16 protein-coding genes are annotated in these 17,281 nt (G+C 70.3%); 10 read left to right on the forward strand and 6 right to left on the reverse strand.

Features of this window, described 5'->3' with window-relative positions; translation table 11 throughout:
• The first annotated feature begins 122 nt into the window (after window positions 1-122).
• The 7 genes from QT196_RS21495 to QT196_RS21525 all read left to right on the forward strand — a co-directional run bounded on the left by QT196_RS21495 (window position 123) and on the right by QT196_RS21525 (window position 8,239).
• On the forward strand, window positions 123-758 hold the full coding sequence (locus QT196_RS21495; RefSeq protein WP_168480613.1) for a hypothetical protein: 636 nt from the start codon (window positions 123-125) through the stop codon (window positions 756-758).
• Window positions 755-1,852 (forward strand): peptidoglycan-binding protein, encoded by a 1,098-nt coding sequence (locus QT196_RS21500; protein ID WP_168480614.1) that lies wholly within the window; start codon window positions 755-757, stop codon window positions 1,850-1,852. The genes QT196_RS21495 and QT196_RS21500 overlap by 4 nt, the downstream gene beginning before the upstream one ends.
• Window positions 1,849-2,577: an ABC transporter ATP-binding protein gene (locus QT196_RS21505; protein WP_266737996.1), complete on the forward strand. Its 729-nt coding sequence runs from the start codon at window positions 1,849-1,851 to the stop codon at window positions 2,575-2,577. Before QT196_RS21500 ends, QT196_RS21505 begins: the two co-directional genes overlap by 4 nt.
• Window positions 2,574-3,770: an ABC transporter permease gene (locus tag QT196_RS21510; RefSeq protein WP_168480616.1), complete on the forward strand. Its 1,197-nt coding sequence runs from the start codon at window positions 2,574-2,576 to the stop codon at window positions 3,768-3,770. The genes QT196_RS21505 and QT196_RS21510 overlap by 4 nt, the downstream gene beginning before the upstream one ends.
• 266 nt (window positions 3,771-4,036) lie before the next feature.
• Window positions 4,037-4,171 (forward strand): hypothetical protein, encoded by a 135-nt coding sequence (locus QT196_RS21515; RefSeq protein WP_290355454.1) that lies wholly within the window; start codon window positions 4,037-4,039, stop codon window positions 4,169-4,171.
• Window positions 4,172-4,287: 116 nt separating this feature from the next.
• A complete protein-coding gene (locus tag QT196_RS21520) occupies window positions 4,288-6,312 on the forward strand; it encodes an ABC transporter ATP-binding protein (RefSeq protein WP_290355455.1) in 2,025 nt (674 codons plus the stop codon).
• Window positions 6,313-6,580: 268 nt separating this feature from the next.
• Complete coding sequence (locus QT196_RS21525) at window positions 6,581-8,239, forward strand: APC family permease (RefSeq protein WP_290355456.1); 1,659 nt, start codon at window positions 6,581-6,583, stop codon at window positions 8,237-8,239.
• A 34-nt stretch (window positions 8,240-8,273) separates the two neighbouring features.
• On the opposite strand, the gene QT196_RS21530 is transcribed toward QT196_RS21525, so the two are convergent.
• Entirely contained in the window at window positions 8,274-10,313 is a 2,040-nt protein-coding gene (locus QT196_RS21530; RefSeq protein ID WP_290355457.1) for a TerD family protein, read from the reverse strand.
• Between the two features lie 313 nt (window positions 10,314-10,626).
• Between QT196_RS21530 and QT196_RS21535 the strand changes: the two genes are divergently transcribed.
• Window positions 10,627-10,923, forward strand: a complete 297-nt coding sequence (locus tag QT196_RS21535) for an SHOCT domain-containing protein (protein WP_290355458.1) — start codon at window positions 10,627-10,629, stop codon at window positions 10,921-10,923.
• Between the two features lie 236 nt (window positions 10,924-11,159).
• Here QT196_RS21535 and QT196_RS21540 read toward each other — a convergent pair whose 3' ends face one another.
• The 3 genes from QT196_RS21540 to QT196_RS21550 form a co-directional block, all read right to left on the reverse strand.
• Complete coding sequence (locus QT196_RS21540; protein ID WP_290355459.1) at window positions 11,160-11,831, reverse strand: DUF305 domain-containing protein; 672 nt, start codon at window positions 11,829-11,831, stop codon at window positions 11,160-11,162.
• A gap of 94 nt (window positions 11,832-11,925) precedes the next feature.
• On the reverse strand, window positions 11,926-12,330 hold the full coding sequence (locus QT196_RS21545; protein WP_290355460.1) for a DUF6153 family protein: 405 nt from the start codon (window positions 12,328-12,330) through the stop codon (window positions 11,926-11,928).
• A gap of 108 nt (window positions 12,331-12,438) precedes the next feature.
• A complete protein-coding gene (locus QT196_RS21550; protein WP_168480620.1) occupies window positions 12,439-12,783 on the reverse strand; it encodes a hypothetical protein in 345 nt (114 codons plus the stop codon).
• A 535-nt stretch (window positions 12,784-13,318) separates the two neighbouring features.
• Here QT196_RS21550 and QT196_RS21555 point away from each other — a divergent pair.
• A complete protein-coding gene (locus QT196_RS21555; protein ID WP_266737985.1) occupies window positions 13,319-13,726 on the forward strand; it encodes a hypothetical protein in 408 nt (135 codons plus the stop codon).
• A 34-nt stretch (window positions 13,727-13,760) separates the two neighbouring features.
• Window positions 13,761-15,071 carry a VanZ family protein gene (locus tag QT196_RS21560; RefSeq protein WP_168480622.1) on the forward strand — a complete coding sequence of 437 codons (1,311 nt, stop codon included), beginning with the start codon at window positions 13,761-13,763 and terminating at the stop codon, window positions 15,069-15,071.
• Between the two features lie 198 nt (window positions 15,072-15,269).
• Here the strand turns inward: QT196_RS21560 and QT196_RS21565 are convergent, their stop codons facing one another.
• Complete coding sequence (locus tag QT196_RS21565; RefSeq protein WP_290355461.1) at window positions 15,270-15,977, reverse strand: response regulator transcription factor; 708 nt, start codon at window positions 15,975-15,977, stop codon at window positions 15,270-15,272.
• A complete protein-coding gene (locus QT196_RS21570; RefSeq protein WP_290355462.1) occupies window positions 15,974-17,215 on the reverse strand; it encodes a histidine kinase in 1,242 nt (413 codons plus the stop codon). The genes QT196_RS21565 and QT196_RS21570 overlap by 4 nt, the downstream gene beginning before the upstream one ends.
• Window positions 17,216-17,281: the final 66 nt, after the last annotated feature.

Consider the following 17,281-nt stretch of genomic DNA (forward strand, 5'->3'; position numbering starts at 1 on the left):
TGGGCGAGGGTTTGTGCAGCTCAGGAGTTATCCACAGGGTGAGATGGCCGGTCCGTGGCATTGTTACGTTCTCATCATCCGGCCATGGAGCGGCCACCAACTCCGCCCCTGACATTGTCCGCATGACGCAGAAGACACGCTCCCGCTCCCGTGCCGCACGCCTCGCGCTGCTGATCGCCGTACCCGCCCTCGCCCTGACCACGGCCTGCGGCGGCGCTGCCGGGTCGTCCGACGAAGGGGTCGCCTCCGTCAGCAAGGCGCCCTCCACCGACCGGACCAAGGACGCCGCCGACTCGTCCAAGGGCGGTGCACCCAAGGGCAAGAGCGCCTTCTATGACGCACAGATGAAGTTCGTCCAGTGCATGCGCAAGAAGATCAACAAGGACTTCCCCGATCCCAAGCTGAGCGGCTATCTCGACTGGACGAAGATCGACGCGCTGCAGGAGAAGACGGGCGACGACAGCATCGTCAAGGGCGGCCGGAAGGGAGCTTGTACGCCCGAGATGCAAAAGGCTTCGAGCCTGGAGCCGCCCCGCGACACCCAGAAGGAATACGAGTCGATGCTCGCGCACGCCAAGTGCATGCGCGCCAACGGCGTATCGAAGTTCACCAACCCGCAGCTCCAGGACGGCAACGTCATGCCCGGCGGTGACCCGAACCCCACCTCGCCCGAGGTCTCGCAGGACTCCTCCACCTACAAGCAGGCTCGCCAGGCCTGCAAGGGCAAGCTCCTCGACGGCCTGGACGGCATGCAGTGAGCCCCGCACCAAAGCGCCGTCGGGGCCTCATCGCCCTAGCGGCTGCGGTCACCGCGACCGCGGCGACCGCCGGGGTCATGATCCTCACCGACCCCGGCAAGGGCGCCTCGGCCGGGAAGCCGAAGGGGCCGCCCACCACGACCGAGATCACCCGCACCGATCTGGTCCAGAGCAAGACCGTCGACGGGAAGCTGGACTACGCGCAGCGCCGGGTGGTGAAGTCCCCCGTGGAGGGCACGGTCACCAAGGCCGCCACATCGGGGAAGACCGTGTCGCTCGGGCAGCGCCTGTACGAGCGGGACGCCCGGCCGGTGACCCTCCTCTACGGCGCGACACCGATGTTCCGCACGATGAAGGTCGGCGCCCGCGGCCCGGACGTCCTCCAGCTGGAGCGCAACCTCCGCGACCTGGGCTTCGGGGCGGGGCTGTATGTGGACGTCCGCTTTGACGAGGCGACCAAGGCCGCCGTCAAGCAGTGGCAGAAGTCCCTCGACGTGACCTCCAACGGAGAGATCGGCCAGGGGGACGTCGTCTTCCAGCGCGGCCCCGTGCGGGTGGTGTCCGCCGACGCCGCCCTCGCCGACAGCATCGGCCCGGACACCAAGGTCCTGACGGTCGCCTCCACCAAGCCGGTCGTCCGGGCCGAGCTGGACGCGGCCGACGGGGCGCTGGCCGCCAAGGGCACCAAGGTGGAGATCGCCATGCCCGGCGGAGGCAACCGGCGCGGCAAGGTCAGCGGAGTGGTGACCCCCGAGGAATCCGAGTCCGCCGAGGGCGGGGCGGCCGACTCCGGTGGCTCGTCCGGGGACGCCATCAACGTGGAGATCACGCTCGACGACGGCGCCAAGGTCCAGGAGAAGGACCGTCAGGGCACCCTCCGGGTGAAGTTCGTCAGTGAAAGCCGCAAGGACGTGCTGACGGTGCCGGTCGAGGCGATCGTCGCGCTGCGCGAGGGCGGCTACGGGCTGGAGCTGGTCCAGGGCTCCAAGACCCGCATGGTGGCGGTCGAGACGGGGCTGACGGCCGACGGCCGGATCGAGGTCAGCGGGACCGGCCTGGCTGAGGGCATGAAGGTCGGAGCGGCCGAGCAATGACCCCACCCGTGATCGAACTGCGGGCGGCCACCAAGTCGTACCCGGGCGGGGTGCACGCCCTGCGGGGCGTGGACCTCCGGGTGGAGCGCGGCGAACTGACCGCCATCGTCGGTCCGTCCGGCTCCGGCAAATCCACCCTGCTCAACCTGCTCGGCACCCTCGACCGGGCCACCTCGGGCGAGGTCCGGGTGGCCGGGTACGACGTGAGCACGCTGTCCGACGCCCAGCTCTCCGCGCTGCGCGCCCGGCACATCGGCTTCGTCTTCCAGCACTTCCACCTCGCCCCCGGCCGCAGCGCCCAGGACAATGTCGCGGACGGGCTGCTGTACGGCGGTACGGGGCTGCGGGAGCGCCGCGCGCGGGCCCGTACGGCCCTGGAAGAGGTGGGGCTCGCCCACCGCATCGGCCACCTCGCCCACCAGCTCTCCGGCGGCGAGAAGCAGCGGGTCGCCATTGCCCGCGCGCTGGTCGGCGACCCCGATCTGCTGCTCGCGGACGAGCCGACCGGTGCGCTGGACACCGCCTCCGGCGAGCTGGTCATGAACCTCATCCGCGAGCTGCACGCGGCCGGGACGACCGTCTGCGTCATCACCCATGACAACGACATCGCCGACTCGCTGCCCCGCCGGATCCGCTTCCGCGACGGCGAGATCGTCGACGACTCCGGTGCCGCTCCTGCCGCACCCGGCTCCCCCGCGGAGCCCACCGAGGAGGTGACCCGATGAGCGGCCCCGCACTCCGGTCGGCCCGGCTCTCCCCGGCCGATGTGCTGCGGGTCGGCGCCGAGGGCCTGCGCAGCCGCCGCACCCGCGTCGTGCTGTCCGCCCTCGGCATCGCGATCGGCATCGCGACGATGGTCGCGGTCATCGGGCTGTCCACCTCCAGCCGCGCCGACCTCATGAACCGGCTGGACCGGCTCGGCACCAATCTGCTCACCGCCGAGGCGGGCCAGGACGCCATGGGCCAGGACGCCAAACTCCCCAAGAACGCGGTGTCGATGGTCGAGCGGATCGGCCCGGTCCAGCACGCCACCTCCATCGGCACCGTCGACGCCCGGGTGCGGCGCAGCGACGCCGTGCCGGAGGAGATGGCGGCGGGCGTCACGGTGCAGGCGGCCCGTACCGATCTGCTCGACACCCTCAACGCTCGTATCGATCAGGGCAGTTGGCTGAACCGCGCCAGTGAACGACTGCCCACCGTCGTGCTGGGCTCGGTGGCCGCCGACCGTCTCGGGATCACCGCGCCCGGCGCCAAGATCCTGCTGGACGACCGCTGGTACGTCGTCACCGGAATCCTGGCGCCCATCGAGCTGGTGCCGACCCTGGACCGTACGGCGCTGGTCGGATACCCGTCCGCCGAGCGCTACTTGGGCTTCGGCGGCCACCCGAGCGTCATCTTCGAGCGTTCGCCGGACGCCTCGGTGGAGGCGGTCCAGGGGGTCCTGGCCCGTACGGTCAACCCGAGCGACGCGACCTCGGTGAAGGTCTCCCGCCCCTCCGACGCCCTCGCGGCCAAGGCCGCCACCGACAAGGGGCTGACCAGCCTGATGCTGGGCCTGGGTGCGGTGGCGCTGCTCGTCGGCGGTGTGGGCGTGGCCAACACCATGGTGATCTCGGTGCTGGAGCGCCGCCAGGAGATCGGGCTGCGCCGCGCCCTGGGGGCGACGCGAGGCTCGATCCGGATCCAATTCCTCACCGAGTCGCTGCTGTTGTCGGCCCTCGGCGGACTGGCGGGCGCGGCCCTGGGTGCCGCCGCCACCGTCGCCTTCGCCCGTGCTCAGGGGTGGACCGCCGTCGTACCGCCCTGGTCCCTGGCCGGTGGACTGGGCGCCACTTTGGTGATCGGGGTCGTCGCCGGCCTCTACCCGGCCGTACGGGCCTCCCGGCTGCATCCGACGGTGGCGCTCAGCGCGACCTGACCGAGGCCGACGGTGCCGGTCTGCGGTGCTCGGACGGGCCGGAGCGGGCGTCATCGGGGGCGCTCGCTCCGGCCCGTCGCGCTCTCCTTCCACGGTATCCAGAGAGTGACGATTCGGCACGCTTTGACATATTTTCCAAGAATCTTGGCTTATGTCTGAATTTTCACGCAAATCGGCTTGTTGGGGACAGGTGAGCGTCGTAGCTTGGGAGTTGTCGTCACCGGTAACGGTTCGACAAACAAGGAACAAAATCCTAGGAGGCGAGAATGAGCTTCCGGAATGTCTTCCCTAGAAGGCGTAACCGCGACCACGACCACGACCATGGCTACGACCACGACCACGGTCGCCGGCGCCGCAGGAGGCGCGGACGCAGGTATCTGCGCAGGCGTCGTGGCTACTGACTCAAAAACCTGAGTCCGAGGCAGGCTCGCGTACCGCGCGGGTCCGCCTCGTTGGTTTGAGGGGCCCGTTCCGGTCCCGGCCCACCGCCCGAGCAGCGACGATATGAGTAGCGACCATGTACCTCCGCAGCTCGCGCCGGCGCGCGGAGCGCCGTGCGGCGTCGCCTCAACGAGGCACGGAACCACCGCCTGTTGGACAGGGTTCGTCGCTGTCGAAGCAGGGCACTGACGCGTCCGCCATCCCTGCGGTCGGCCCGCGGGCAGCGGCGCAGCCGCTCCTGAAGTCCGGTGCGGACCGGGTCCTGGGCAGCGGCCTCGTGGCGGATGCCCCGATCCGCACCAGGCGGGTGGGGTTCAAGGAATCGGTACGGCGCTTCTGGCCGCTGACCCGGGGCGACCGGCGCTGGATCCTCCTGGTCTGTCTGAGCGCCATCCTGGCCGCGTTCACGGAGACCGTGGCCATCCTGGTCTTCGCCAACCTCACCGACAACGCTCTCCAGAAGGGCTCGGTCAGCGCCTTCTGGGCACCGGCCGGCCTGTGGCTGGGCGTGGCCGTCGCCGGCGGGGTGGTGGGGTATCTGGGCAACTCGCTCGCCGCATGGACGGCCGAGCGCTTCGTGATGCGGCTGCGGGCCCGCGTCTTCGCCCACCTCCAGAAGCTCCCGCCGCACTTCTTCCAGCGCAATCGCCGCGGTGACCTGGTCGAGCGGATGACCGGCGATGTGGACGCCATCGAGCAGCTGGTGGTCACCGGGCTGGTCCAGGCGGCCACCGCCGTATTCGGCGTCATCTTCTACGCCGGCGCCGCGTTCTGGCTGCGCTGGGACATGGCCCTGGTCACCTTCGCCCTGGCCCCGCTCTTCTGGATCGCCACCCGCCGTTTCACCGGCCGGGTCAAGGAGGTCTCCCGCCGGGAGCGCGCGGCCGACGGCGCCATCACCTCGGTGGTCGAGGAAGGGCTGGTCAACGTCGTCCTGACCCAGGCCTACAACCGGCAGCACGACGAGCAGGAACGGCTCCGCCGCGAGGCCCGCAGCTGGCTGCGGGCGTCGGTGACCAGCGCCCGCCTCAACGAGCTGTACGAGCAGATCGTCGAGGTCCTCGAAACGCTCTGCGTCCTGGCGATCATCGGCCTCGGCGCGTGGGAGATCTCCACGGGTCGGATGACGCTCGGCGAGCTGCTGGCCTTCGCCGCCTTCGTCGGCTACCTCTACCCGCCGATCCGCGACCTCGGCCAGCTGGGGCTGACGGTCACCGAGGCGACCGCCGGGTCCGAGCGGCTGCTGGAGATCCTCGACTCCCGCCCCGCCGTCACCGACCCGGACCCCGCCACCGTCGTCCCGGCACCGAGCCGCGCGGTCGGCGCGGTGGAAGCCTGCCAGGTGCACTTCCACTACCCCGGCAGCGAGAACGAGGTCCTCCAGGACTTCTCGTTCAGCGCGGTCCCCGGGGAACTGGTGGTGATCACCGGGCCCAGCGGCGCGGGCAAGTCGACGCTCGCCGCCCTGCTGCTGCGGTTCTACGACCCGGACGCCGGCAGCATCCGGCTCGACGGCATCCCCGTGAACCGGACGCCGCTCGACCGGCTCCGCCGCAACATCACCCTGCTGCCCCAGGAGACCCTCGTCCTGCACGACACCGTGGAGGAGAACATCGCCTGCGGGCGGGACGACGTGACCCACGGCGATGTCGTCCGCGCCGCCCGCGCCGCCGACGCCGAGCTGTTCATCGCCGCCCTCCCCGACGGCTACCAGACCGTCATCGCGCCCGGCACCTCCCGGCTCTCCGGCGGCCAGCTCCAGCGCGTCGCCATCGCGCGGGCCATGCTGCGCGACGCCCCCGTGCTCATCCTCGACGAGCCCACCACCGGCCTGGACACCCTCGCCACCCAGCGCATCCTCGGGCCCCTGCGGCGCCTCGCCGAGGGCCGCACCACCATCGTGATCACGCACGACCTGGACCTCGCCACGGACGCCGACCGCATCCTGGTCCTGGACGAGGGACGCCTGGTGGAGTCGGGCACCCACGACCGGCTCCTCGCCCGCCACGGCCTCTACGCCACCCTCTTCCACACTCACCCCCCGCCCCACAACGGCTCCCCCCACCCCCTCGCCCACCCGTCCAGCAGTCACCGGCGGTAACCAGAAGCGGCGCCGCGCCCAGCCCGCCGGGGCCCCGCTCCCACCCCGCGCTCCACACCGGACAAGCGCCCACACAGCCCCGCAACCGCCCCACAGCGCCCTCCCACCCGGCACCGGCCCACACGGCCCGACGAGGGAACTCCCCGCCCAGACCGGAACCTGACGCGCCACCGCGCGTTGACTCTCCGTATACGGGCGACGCGCCGCGCGCCGGCAGCGCGAGGCCCGCGTCCCAGGACGAAGCCGGCCCGGTGAACCAGGAGCGCGCGTGAGCAAGGCAGCCGTAGCGGGGAGCGAGAGCGCGGGCGGTAGCCGTCATCTGCGCCGGGCGGTCGGATTCTGGGGGCTGATGTTCCTCTCCCTGGGGTCGATCATCGGCTCCGGCTGGCTACTGGGCGCGCTCACCACCGCCGTCATCGCCGGCCCGGCCTCGCTGATCTCCTGGGTGCTCGCCTCCGCGATGCTCGCCGTGCTCGCGCTGGCCCACGCGGAGCTGGGCGCCACCTACCCGATCGCGGGCGGCACCGCCCGGTTCCCGTTCTTCGCCTTCGGCCCGCTGACCGGCTTCACCGCGGGCTGGATGTCCTGGCTGCGGTCGGCGCTGATCTCCCCCATCGAGGTCGAGGCCACGCTCTCCTACCTGGACCGCATCGGCTGGATCCACGACCGGGTGCAGCTGTTGCACCCCAACGGCACCCTCACCACCCCGGGCCTGCTGATCGCCACCGTCTTCATGATGATCTTCACGGTGATCAACGTCCTCGGGGTCCGGCTGATGTCCGGGATCAACTCGGTCACCGCCGTGTTCAAGACGGCCGTACCCCTGCTGACCGTCATCGTCCTGATGACGCTGTCCTTCCACGCCTCGAACTTCACCGCCGGCGGCGGCTTCGCCCCCCACGGGGCACACGGTGTCTTCGCGGCCCTGCCCGCCGGAGTGGTGTTCGCCCTGCTGGGCTTCGAGCAGGCCATCCAGCTGGCCGGTGAGGCCCGCAATCCACAGCGCGACATCTCCCGCGCGGTGGTCGTGGCCATGGCCGTCGGCACCGCGCTCTACCTCCTGCTCCAGATCGCCTTCATCGCCGCCCTGGCCCCCGACGCCCTGTCCCGCAGCTGGGACAACCCCGTAGGAGCCGGCAACTTCGGCCCCTACGCCACGCTCGCCACCACCGTCGGCGCCGGCTGGCTGGCGACCATCCTCTACGTCGACGCCGTCATCTCCCCGGCAGGCACCGGCCTCGTCTACATGGCGGGCGCCGCGCGCCTCTCCTACGCCATGGGACGCGAGCGGGTGCTGCCCCAGCCCCTCACCCAGGTCGGCCGCAGCCGGGTCCCCGTCGTCTCGACCCTGCTCGCCTTCGTGGTCGGCGAACTCGCCTTCCTGCCGTTCCCCAGCTGGCAGGCCCTGGTGGGCCTGGTCACCTCGGCAGCGGCGATCATGTACGCGTTCGCCCCGGTGTCACTGCACGCCCTCCGCCTCCAGGACGGCGGCCGCAACCGCCCCTACCGGCTGCCCGCCGGACCGGTAATGGCCCCGCTCGGCTTCGTCTTCGCCAACCTGATCTTCTACTGGTCCGGCTACGAGGCCGACTGGAAACTCGGCATCGCCGCCCTGCTCGGCTTCGTCTTCCTCGCCCTCACCCGCCGCGGCATCCCGGCAGCCGAACGCAGCGGCCTGCGCGCCCGCTCCGCCCTGTGGGTCTGGCCCTGGCTGGCCGGCATGATCCTCATCGGCCGCCTCGGTCGCTACGGCGGCACCGAGACACTCCCCGACTGGTGGGACCTGGTCATCGTGGTCGTCTTCAGCCTGGCCATCCACTACACCGCAGTTCACCTCGCCATGCCCCCCGAGGCCGTGAACGCAGCCGTACAGCACGAGGAAGCGGACGAGTCGGTGCCGGAGTCGCAGGGGGGTTCCGGGCGCTGACGACCGGATCCGCGGCCCAGAGACCCTGCCGAGGTCAGCCCACCCCGTCCGAAGCGCGGGCGGCCCGCCGTTCGGGCGGCGGCAGATGAGCGACCACGCTCGCGTAGAACTGATCCACGGCCTCATCGACGCTACGGATGAATCCGGAGGCGGCGCTGCCCCGCGTGGCGCCCATGCCCTTGAACAGCGACAGCCGGAAACCGGTGATCAGGTCCCCTCCCTTGGGCAGCATGTCGGCCGGTTCCGGACGCAGCCGTTCCAGGGTGCCGCGGGGCCCGTTGTCCCCCTCCATGAGGGTCTCGACATGGAGGTCCGCGGGCGCCTTGGCCAGGAGCCGGATCAGCCGCTTGGCGGACGTGAGCGGATAACCGCCTTCAGGAGCCGGGACGTCGATGGAGGTGCGGAGCTTGCCGGTCCGCAGATCGGCGGCGAGGGCGAGCACCCCCGGCGCACCGTCGACGCGCAATTCGGCGGACAGCCGGCCCTCGTCACACAGCCGGTCGGCGAGCACGGCCCGCCGGTCCTGCGGATCGGTGCCGCGCCTGCCGCGCTGTACCGGCAGCGCCTTCTGGCCGAGTTCCCCGCCCAGCCGGAGGCAGACCTGCCGGATGAGCCGCTCCCAGCTCTCCACGACCTCCACTGCGCGGGCGTCCCCCCGGCAGAGCGTCTCCGTGTCGATGCCGTTGCGCACCGGCACCCAGGCCGGGCCCATGTTCTGAAAGCCGTGGCAGCCGGAGTTCTCGTGCTGGAGATAGTGCAGAAGTTCCTGAAGGAGCCAGGCATGGGCGGCATTGCCGACGCCCTCGTGCCGGATCAGCGTCTGCGCCTGGTAGGTGACCTCGGCCCACGACAGGTGCCACAGCGCCACCTTGTGCTTACGCCGCCCGTCCGTCTTGACCTGCACCAGCGGACGGCCTTCCAGGGCCACGTCGTTGGAGAGCGTGATCACCGCCTCGTAGCCCCGACGGGCCGCGATGTCCAGGTAGTTCTGGACCTGCTCGGACCGCAGCGGATTCCCGGTCGTCTTCGTCTCCACCAGCGCGGTCCACAACTTGCCCGCGCGCTCCACCCGGATCACCCCGTCCGGCCGCTTGGGGCTGTCCCCGTGCGGCAGCGCGACCTCGGTGAACGTCTGCATCCGGCCGGCCGGCGCGCCGAACGCAGCGATGAGCCGCCGGCCGAACTCCGGAACCTCGGCCATGACCGACAGCAGCACGGACGTGGCCCGGCCCTCCCGCTCCCGGTCGCTCTTCAGCGAGCCCGCGGGGAAGAGCCGTGCGGCCTGCCAACTGTCGTTCTCGGCCAGCGACTTCTTCTCCGCCTTGGGCAGCGTGACCTTCTTCTTGGCGGTACGCGGACGCCGGGCGCGGGCCGCCGCGCCCCCGTCCGGCGCCGTCGCACGTGCCGCCTGTGCGGGCAGTGCCACCCCCGGCGCGGCAGCCGGCGCTTGCAGCACCTTGCCCGCGGACGCCGCCTTCACGGCGGCCCCCTCCGCGGGCAGGCCGTCGCTCTCGCCGCTCTCCTCGCTCCCCTCGTCCACGTCGATTCCGAAGTCCGTGGCGAGCCCTGCCAGCCCGGTCTCGTAACCCTGGCCGATGGCCCGGAACTTCCACTCCTCGCCCCGTCGGTAGAGCTCACCGAACAGGAACGCGCTCTCCGTGGTGGCCCCGGCGATGGTGTAGCCCAGCAGCGCCTCACCCGCACGATCGGCGAGCGTCAGCCGCAGATCGTCCAGCTCCCCGAAGCGGGCGTCGCCGTACTGACTGGCCGCCAGCACCGCGCGGTCCACCTCGGGCGGCATCGCGGTCAGATCGAGGCTGATGCGGTCCTCGCTGCCACTGCCGGTCGGTGTCTTGCCCAGCAGCTGCACACTGCCGTCGGGGGAGGCCGGGTTGTTGTAGAAGAAGAAGTCGGCGTCGCTGCGCACCTTGCCGTTGCCGCCCAGCAGCAGTACGGACACATCGGCGTCCCCCGCCCCCGCCGCGCTGCTCCAGCCCAGACTCACGATCACGGAGCCGGTGTCGTCGCTCAGGGCTGCCAGGCCGACATTGGAGCCCTTGGTCATCTCGTGCATGCAGTCCCCCAGACGCGCGGCGGCACTCGGGCATGCCCAGGCAGCCACGACATGTCGATCCGTGACGCAACGTGTACTCGCTGCGCACGGATTGCACCGTAGCGCTCACGGCGGGCGGACGCCGAGATGATGTGAAGAAAGGGGCCTGACGAGGAACGACGACCGCCCCGGCCGACGGAATTCCCGCGCCCTCCGCCTCCACGACGAACCCATGGCCCCCCGCCCCCGACCGAGAGACCATGGAAGGGCACGAAGCCGAGGTCCCCTGCGGGCACCGGGCCCGCACCCCGCGGCGCGCGGGAGGTGGAGGGCGATGTGGTGTTGGTACGGCCGCCATGGCGGCGGGTGGGCCTGGCTCGCGATGTCGATCAGCATCTTCCTGTTCCTGGCGCTGCTCTTCGTCATCGCTCTGCTGATCGTCCGGGCCCTGAGCCACGCGGCCCCCGCCCGCGGCGAGCCCCCGGCGCACCGCGGCGGACCGCACGCCGAACAGATCCTCGCGGAGCGGTACGCCCGCGGTGAGATCGACGAGGAGGAGTACCGCCGCCGACTGGCCACGCTCCGGGGGGCACCGCCGGGTGGGGCACCGCCGGGTGGGGCTTCGCCTTGAGGGGCACTCCGCCGCCGATGCCTGACCGTCGCCCATCGGCCCGCCGTCTGCACGGAGGGCCGACGGACAACGGTCAGGCGGCTTACGGCCTGCCGGTGGCTACGGCCGATGCCGGGCGCCGGCTGCCGTAACCACCGGCAGCCACGTCCAACCACCGGCAGTTACGGCCTGCCGCCGGCCGCCACCACCAGGCGCACTGGCAGCCACCGGCTGCCGCACCGGAAGTGGCGGGCGGCTCACCCCTTCCCCAGCAACCGGTTCATCCGCGCGATCTCCGCCTCCTGGGCCTTGATGACGGCGTCGGCCAGCGTCTTCGCCGGGCCGTAGGCGCCCTTCGCCTTCTCGGTGCCCGCCATGTTCACCGCGCCCTGGTGATGCCCGACCATCATCTCCATGAAGGCCCTGTCGAAGTCCTTGCCGGACTTCTTCTTCAGCGCGGCCATCGCCTTCGCGCTCATCATTCCGGGCATGACCGAGTGATCCATGCCGGGCATATCGGAGGAGCCGGAGTGCTCGGAGTGATCCATGCCGGGCATCTCCTGCGGCACCTGCTCGCCCCAGGCCGTCAGCCACCCGGACATGGTCTTGATCTCCGGGTCCTGCGCTTGCTTGATCTTGGCGGCGAGTTCCTTCACCTGGCTCGACGAGGCCCGTCCGGCAGCGAGGTCGGCCATCTCCACGGCCTGCCGGTGGTGCGGAATCATCCCCTTCGCGAACGCCACATCGGCCGCATTGTGCGCGCCGGCCGAGGCGCTGGGCGAAGAGGCGGACGGTGACGGGGAGCGGTGCGCGGTGTGGCTGCCGCTGTCATTGCCGCCACAGGCGGCCAGCACCACCGCGGAGGCGGCGGTTGCGGCCACGACGACGAGGCGGCGCGAGAACGAACGGTGGGACTTGGACCTACTCATGCGGCTGAACTCCTGGAAAAAGCAGCGGTATTCGGAACATGCCGAACGGCGGCACCGCGCCCTTGATCGGGGCGTGCGTGCCGTCGGGGTGTTCCTAGATCCGCAGGAGTTGGAGTTCGGCCAGATCGGGCGGCGCCCGCCCGCCGTCCCGCTTGCCCGGTGCGCCCACGCCTGCCGCGGCGGCGGGCTGTACGGGGCAGTCGAGCGAGGGGGTCAGCGCCGGGGGCGCGGGCGGCCCGTGCAGCGCGGCGGACGCACAGGTCGAGTCCGCGTGATGGACATGTCCGGTGCCACCACAGTCACCGTCCCCGGGGCAGTGCGCCTGGACCGTGGTCACCACGGTCATCCGGTGCTCGTGCGAGGACGCGGGCGAGGGCGCGGCAACGGCGGAGCCGAGTCCGTGCATACCCAACAGCCCCGCCAGCAGCCCGAGCACACACCACACACGCCACCGCCGTGCGGCGGCCCGTGGCGGGATGAACAGGCGGCTGGACTTCACGCCCTCATGCTAGGCAGCAGCCGAAAGACGCGAACGAGCGGCTCCCCCAAGGGAAGCCGCTCAGCCCAGGGCCCGCGACCCAGCCGCCCACTTGGTGACGGAAACCGGTCAGATACGACGAACCCGAGCGGCGATCCCATGCCCCAGCAGCAGGTAAAGCCCCGCAGGCAGACCGTAATTGAGGAATACCCGCACCCCTTCGCCGTCCATGGTGAAGATGTCCTGCGACCACCAAGCGAGCGCGTCGGCCACGCCATGGACGAAATCGACGAAGACATTTCCCTGGTTCGCTTCGAGCAGGTACAGCAGTATCCACAGGCCCAGGAAGCCGGCGGCCACATCGCCGATCGTGTGGATGATCAGCGCAGCCCGATTTGCGCCGAGACCGGACCGGTTGTGTCCATAGCCGTCATAGGAGTGGTTTGTGGGTATGGGTTCGTGGGTGTTGTTCATGTCTTCGTGTTTGCCGGGGCCGGGTAAGCGAAACCACCCTTCTGCCTGCGATTCGATAACCACTCGGCATCATCAGCGACCACCCGCTTTCCCGCGCTCCGGTCGAGCCTCCGTCCGCACCGCCGAGCACCCCCTTGCCGCATGCCGGTAATTTCACGACTGCGCCACGCACCGCCGGCTCCCCACCTTCCGACCGTCCTTGGCTACGGGATGAGCGCTGCCGGGCAATTCCCCTGAGCTCGAAAATTCTTCCCCGCCCCGGACGGAAATTCGGGACATGGGTACGCCTGACCCGCACGATCGGCGAGCGCATGGCAACTCGACTCTCCGCAGTCACAGGAACTGGCCAGACTTTGACCAGTTCGGTATCGGTGATTCAGGCCGTCGCCCGCGGCTTGAAAAGCGCTTGTCCGGGTGGTTGGCTCCGCGTAAGATCATCTCATGGTTAAGCGCCGGTAGGCGCTTGCCGAATTCGGGGAATATGGCATCTCGGTTTGACCGCCGAGATGCCCGGGGGAACAAGGGGGATGTACGCGTGAGTTTCTTCTCGCGGAACACGGTTCGCAGTATTGCTGTCGGCGGAGCTCTGCTTGCCGCCATGGGGGCCACGGCGGCGTACGCCGGTGGCTCCACGAGCACCGAGCTGGACAATGGCCGGCTCTACTTCGAGGCTCATAACGGGCGGGATATCGGCCAGTCGTCCTCGAAGTTCTTCACCGGCATCAAGTACACGAAGACCGGTGGAGGTGCGGTGACTGCGCAGCTGCAACTCCACACGGAAAATATCGTCCTGAAGGGCAAGGTCAGGACGGTCAAGAAGGGGCAGTCGATCAAGGCCGGCTGGTCCAGTCCCGTAAGTGACGCACCGGATTGCAAAGCTGTCGGTGTCATGCGTGCGAATGGCGAATGGTACGAAACCCCTTGGGTCCATCACCTTTGCTAGATCACCCCTTCCGCTCTCCTGAAAGACAGACCTGGTGATTGACGCATCCATCGGTGCACTCCCTGGCCTGATCCCGGCAGTCCTGGTCATCGCGGTGCTGCTGGGCGTTCCGACGGCCCTGCTGGCGAAGGCCAGGGGGGAATCCGTCAGCCTGGCGCTGCTGTTCGCAGTGGCCCTGGCCGGCGTGCTCACCGTGACACTCATGCCAGGAGGCGGAGGCTCAGGGCAGGCCGGCATCTGCGATGTCGGCCTGCCCGACGGGGCCTTCCTGGCATCCGAATCCGCGCGCCTCAATGTCCTGCTGTTCGTCCCCGTGAGTTGTTTCGCCGTACTGCTCTTCCGGCGCCCGGTGATGACCCTCGCCGGTATCCTGGCGCTCACGGGCGGTATCGAATGGGTGCAGTCCTGGACAGATATGGGCCGTGCATGCAGCTATGACGACATCAAGGCGAACAGCCTCGGGGGCCTCCTCGGCGTCGTTCTCGGCATCGCAGCCCTGTGGATTCATAAGCGCCGCCCACCTTTCTCCCGCAAAGATTTCGTGTGGGGTGCCGGTGCGGGCGCGCTCGGGGCTCTGCTGTTCACTGCATCCTTCGCCCTCGCGGTGAAACCGATGCACGGGGAAGAGAAAACACAGCGCCTGCGGGCGCGGGCTACGGAAATGCTCGCGCAAGACGCCTGGATGGAACGCACGGTGGCCGAGCTGTACGGCAAGGAAGCACGGGCCACACAGAGCTCCAGCGAAAAGCTGAAAGACGGGCACTGGCGCCTGACCGTGGAAACCTCACGGGGGACCGTCGCCGCTCTGTGGCCGGACAGAAAACTCGAACGCCTCACCCCGAACAGGGGAGAAAGCGGCACCGGATCTCTCTCGGTGGCCGAGCGGCGCGCAGCCGGGGAGCGGTTCGCCGAAAAGTGGTTTCCCGGCGAGGTGGCGGGCGCCAAGGTCACCGCTACCGCTCTTCACGGTAAACAAGGCCCCTTCGTACTGACTTACCGCCGCTATGTGAAGGGAGTAATGATGCCGATGCGGCTGGATGTGAGCGTTTCGTCCACCGGTCGCGTCACGAGCCTGGCTGCGCGCAGTGCGCCGGACCCGAAGCTCCCGGAGGCCACCGTCACGAAAGCCGCCGCGAAGAAACAGGCCGAACGCGGAGTCGGCAACTCCGTGGCGAACCCGGTGAAGCTCCTCGCGCAGCGCGTCGACCACGCCTGGCGGCCGGTATGGATGGTCGCCCTCGCGCCGGGACCACAACAGAGGGCCGAGTCCACGGTCTTCATCGATGCCGTCACCGGCGATCCGGTCACACCGGAGCCCGTAGAAGCCGACGACGCCCAGAACTGACCTCAAGACCCGGAGCGCGAGCGCCGCCGCCCCACGGGAACCGAGCCGGAGAACCGCGAAGGGCCCCACCGCAAGCGGTGGGGCCCTTCAGCGTTGTGCCCGGTGAGAGCACTGGCGGAGGCTCCGGACGGGGTTGGATGAGACCAGGACTGAGACCGGAGATCCGTGCGGGCGACCGTGAAGAGGAGCGGAAGCCGGTCAGCCGGCGAAGCCCGGGACCACCAGGCCGGACTCGTACGCGATCACCACAGCATGGGTCCGGTTCTGCGCGCCGAGCTTGGTCAGCACGTTTCCGACGTGGGTCTTGATCGTCTCCAGGCTCACCGTGAGGGACTCCGCGATCTCCGGATTGGAGAGCCCGGTGGACATCAGGCGCAGCACCTCCTCCTCCCGGCCGGTCAGGGCAGCCTGCGGCAGGGCCTCGGCGGAGCCCAGCGGACGGGCGGCGACCATGCGGCCCAGTGCGGCCGGGAAGAGGACCGCTTCGCCCGCCGCCACCACCCGTACCGCCTCGGCGATCTGGCGGACCGGGAGGCGTTTGAGGACGAAGCCGCTGGCGCCCGCGCTGAGGGCGGCGGTGACGTAGCCGTCGTTCTCGAAGGTGGTGATCACCACGATCCTCGGCGGGTCGGCCGCTTCGGCCAGCAGTTGCCGGGTGGCGTCGATCCCGTTGAGACGCGGCATGCGGACGTCCATCAGGACCACGTCCGGCCGCAGGCTCCGCGCCCGGTCGACCGCCTCGACGCCGTCGGCGGCCTCGCCGACCACCGTGATCCCCGGCTGCGCGGCGAGCAGCATGCCCAGGCCGCTGCGGGTCACGTCGTCGTCGTCCGCGATCAGGAGGGTGACGGCGGGGCCGGCGACTGCGGGGAGGGCCGTGCCTTCGCCCGCGTCGGATCCACTCACGCCGACATCCGTACCGGCAACCGGACGGCCAGCCGCCAGTGCTGCATCCCGTCCGGGCCGGCCTGGAACTCACCGTGCAGCAGCCGGACGCGCTCGGCCAGTCCGGACAGACCGTGGCCGGACGTCGGGAAGGCTCCCGTGCCCGGCCCCGTCCGTGCCCCGGTCCGGTTGACCACCGTGAGGTCCAGACCGTTCGGCCCGGCCGCCACCCGGACCTCGATCGGGCCGCCCGCCCCGTGGCGCAGCGCGTTCGTCAGCCCCTCCTGGAGGATCCGGTACGCCGCCCGGGAGAGCGTCCCCTGTACCTGCGCCAGCTCGCCTGACAGCTCCGGTTCCACCATCGCCCCCGCGTGCTGCAGGCGGTCCAGCAGCTCGGGGAGGTCGGCCAGGGTCCGGGTCGGTGCCGTCCCCGACTGTTCCTCGCGCAGCACTCCGAGCACGTAGTCCAGGTCCTCCAGCGCGGCCCGCGTCGACTCCTCGATGCTGCGCATGGCGGCCCGCGCCGCCGCCGGGTCGGCGGAGAGCACCTCGCCCGCCACCGCCGCCTGGATGGTGGCCGCCGTCAGCGTGTGCCCGATCGAGTCGTGCAACTCGTGGGCAATCCGGTTACGTTCGGCCAGCAGCAGTTCCCGCTCGGCGGCCAGCGCGAGCCGTTCGGCCGCCGACGGCCCCAGCAGCCGTGGCGCCGACCACCGCAGGGCCTTCGTCACCAGTACGCAGACAGCGACCGCCAGCAGGATGCACACGGCCGCCGCCGCCCAGCTCCATCCGCCCGACACCCGGACCGACGTGCCGAACAGGCTCGCCCGCACCTCGCCGCCGAGCCAGTTCGCCGGCAGGGAGAGGCCCATGATGAACAGCACCCCGCTCGCCAGTGCCCCCGTCCACCCGACGGCCACGTGCAGCACCAGCCAGAGCGGGGTCCGCCAGCGGTCGAGGCCGAGTGAACCGGAGGTTCGGTGACCGGCCACCGGATTCGGCAGCGGTACCCGCAGCAGCCGGCGGGCGGACACGACCAGTGCTCGCCGTACGGGGCCCGCCAGTCCGACCACGCCGACCAGTACCGCCCAGATCAGCAGGACCAGGACGATCTGCACGCTCTCAGGTGCGGATCGCCACGACAGCGCCGGCAGCAGGGCGAAAGGCAGCAGCGGAAGGCTCGCCAACGCGCCGCAATAGGCGAACAGCACACCTGAGTACGTGGAGCCGCGCAGCAGCAGCCGAATTCCCCTGATCATGGTCGCCAGTATCACCGGGCGGCCCACATGCGGCCTCCCCCCATCGGGGGAGCTATTCCTCCCGCT

Origin of the sequence: Streptomyces sp. P9-2B-2, assembly GCF_030406865.1 — a bacterium.
In the GTDB taxonomy this organism is placed as follows: Bacteria; Actinomycetota; Actinomycetes; order Streptomycetales; family Streptomycetaceae; genus Streptomyces; species Streptomyces platensis.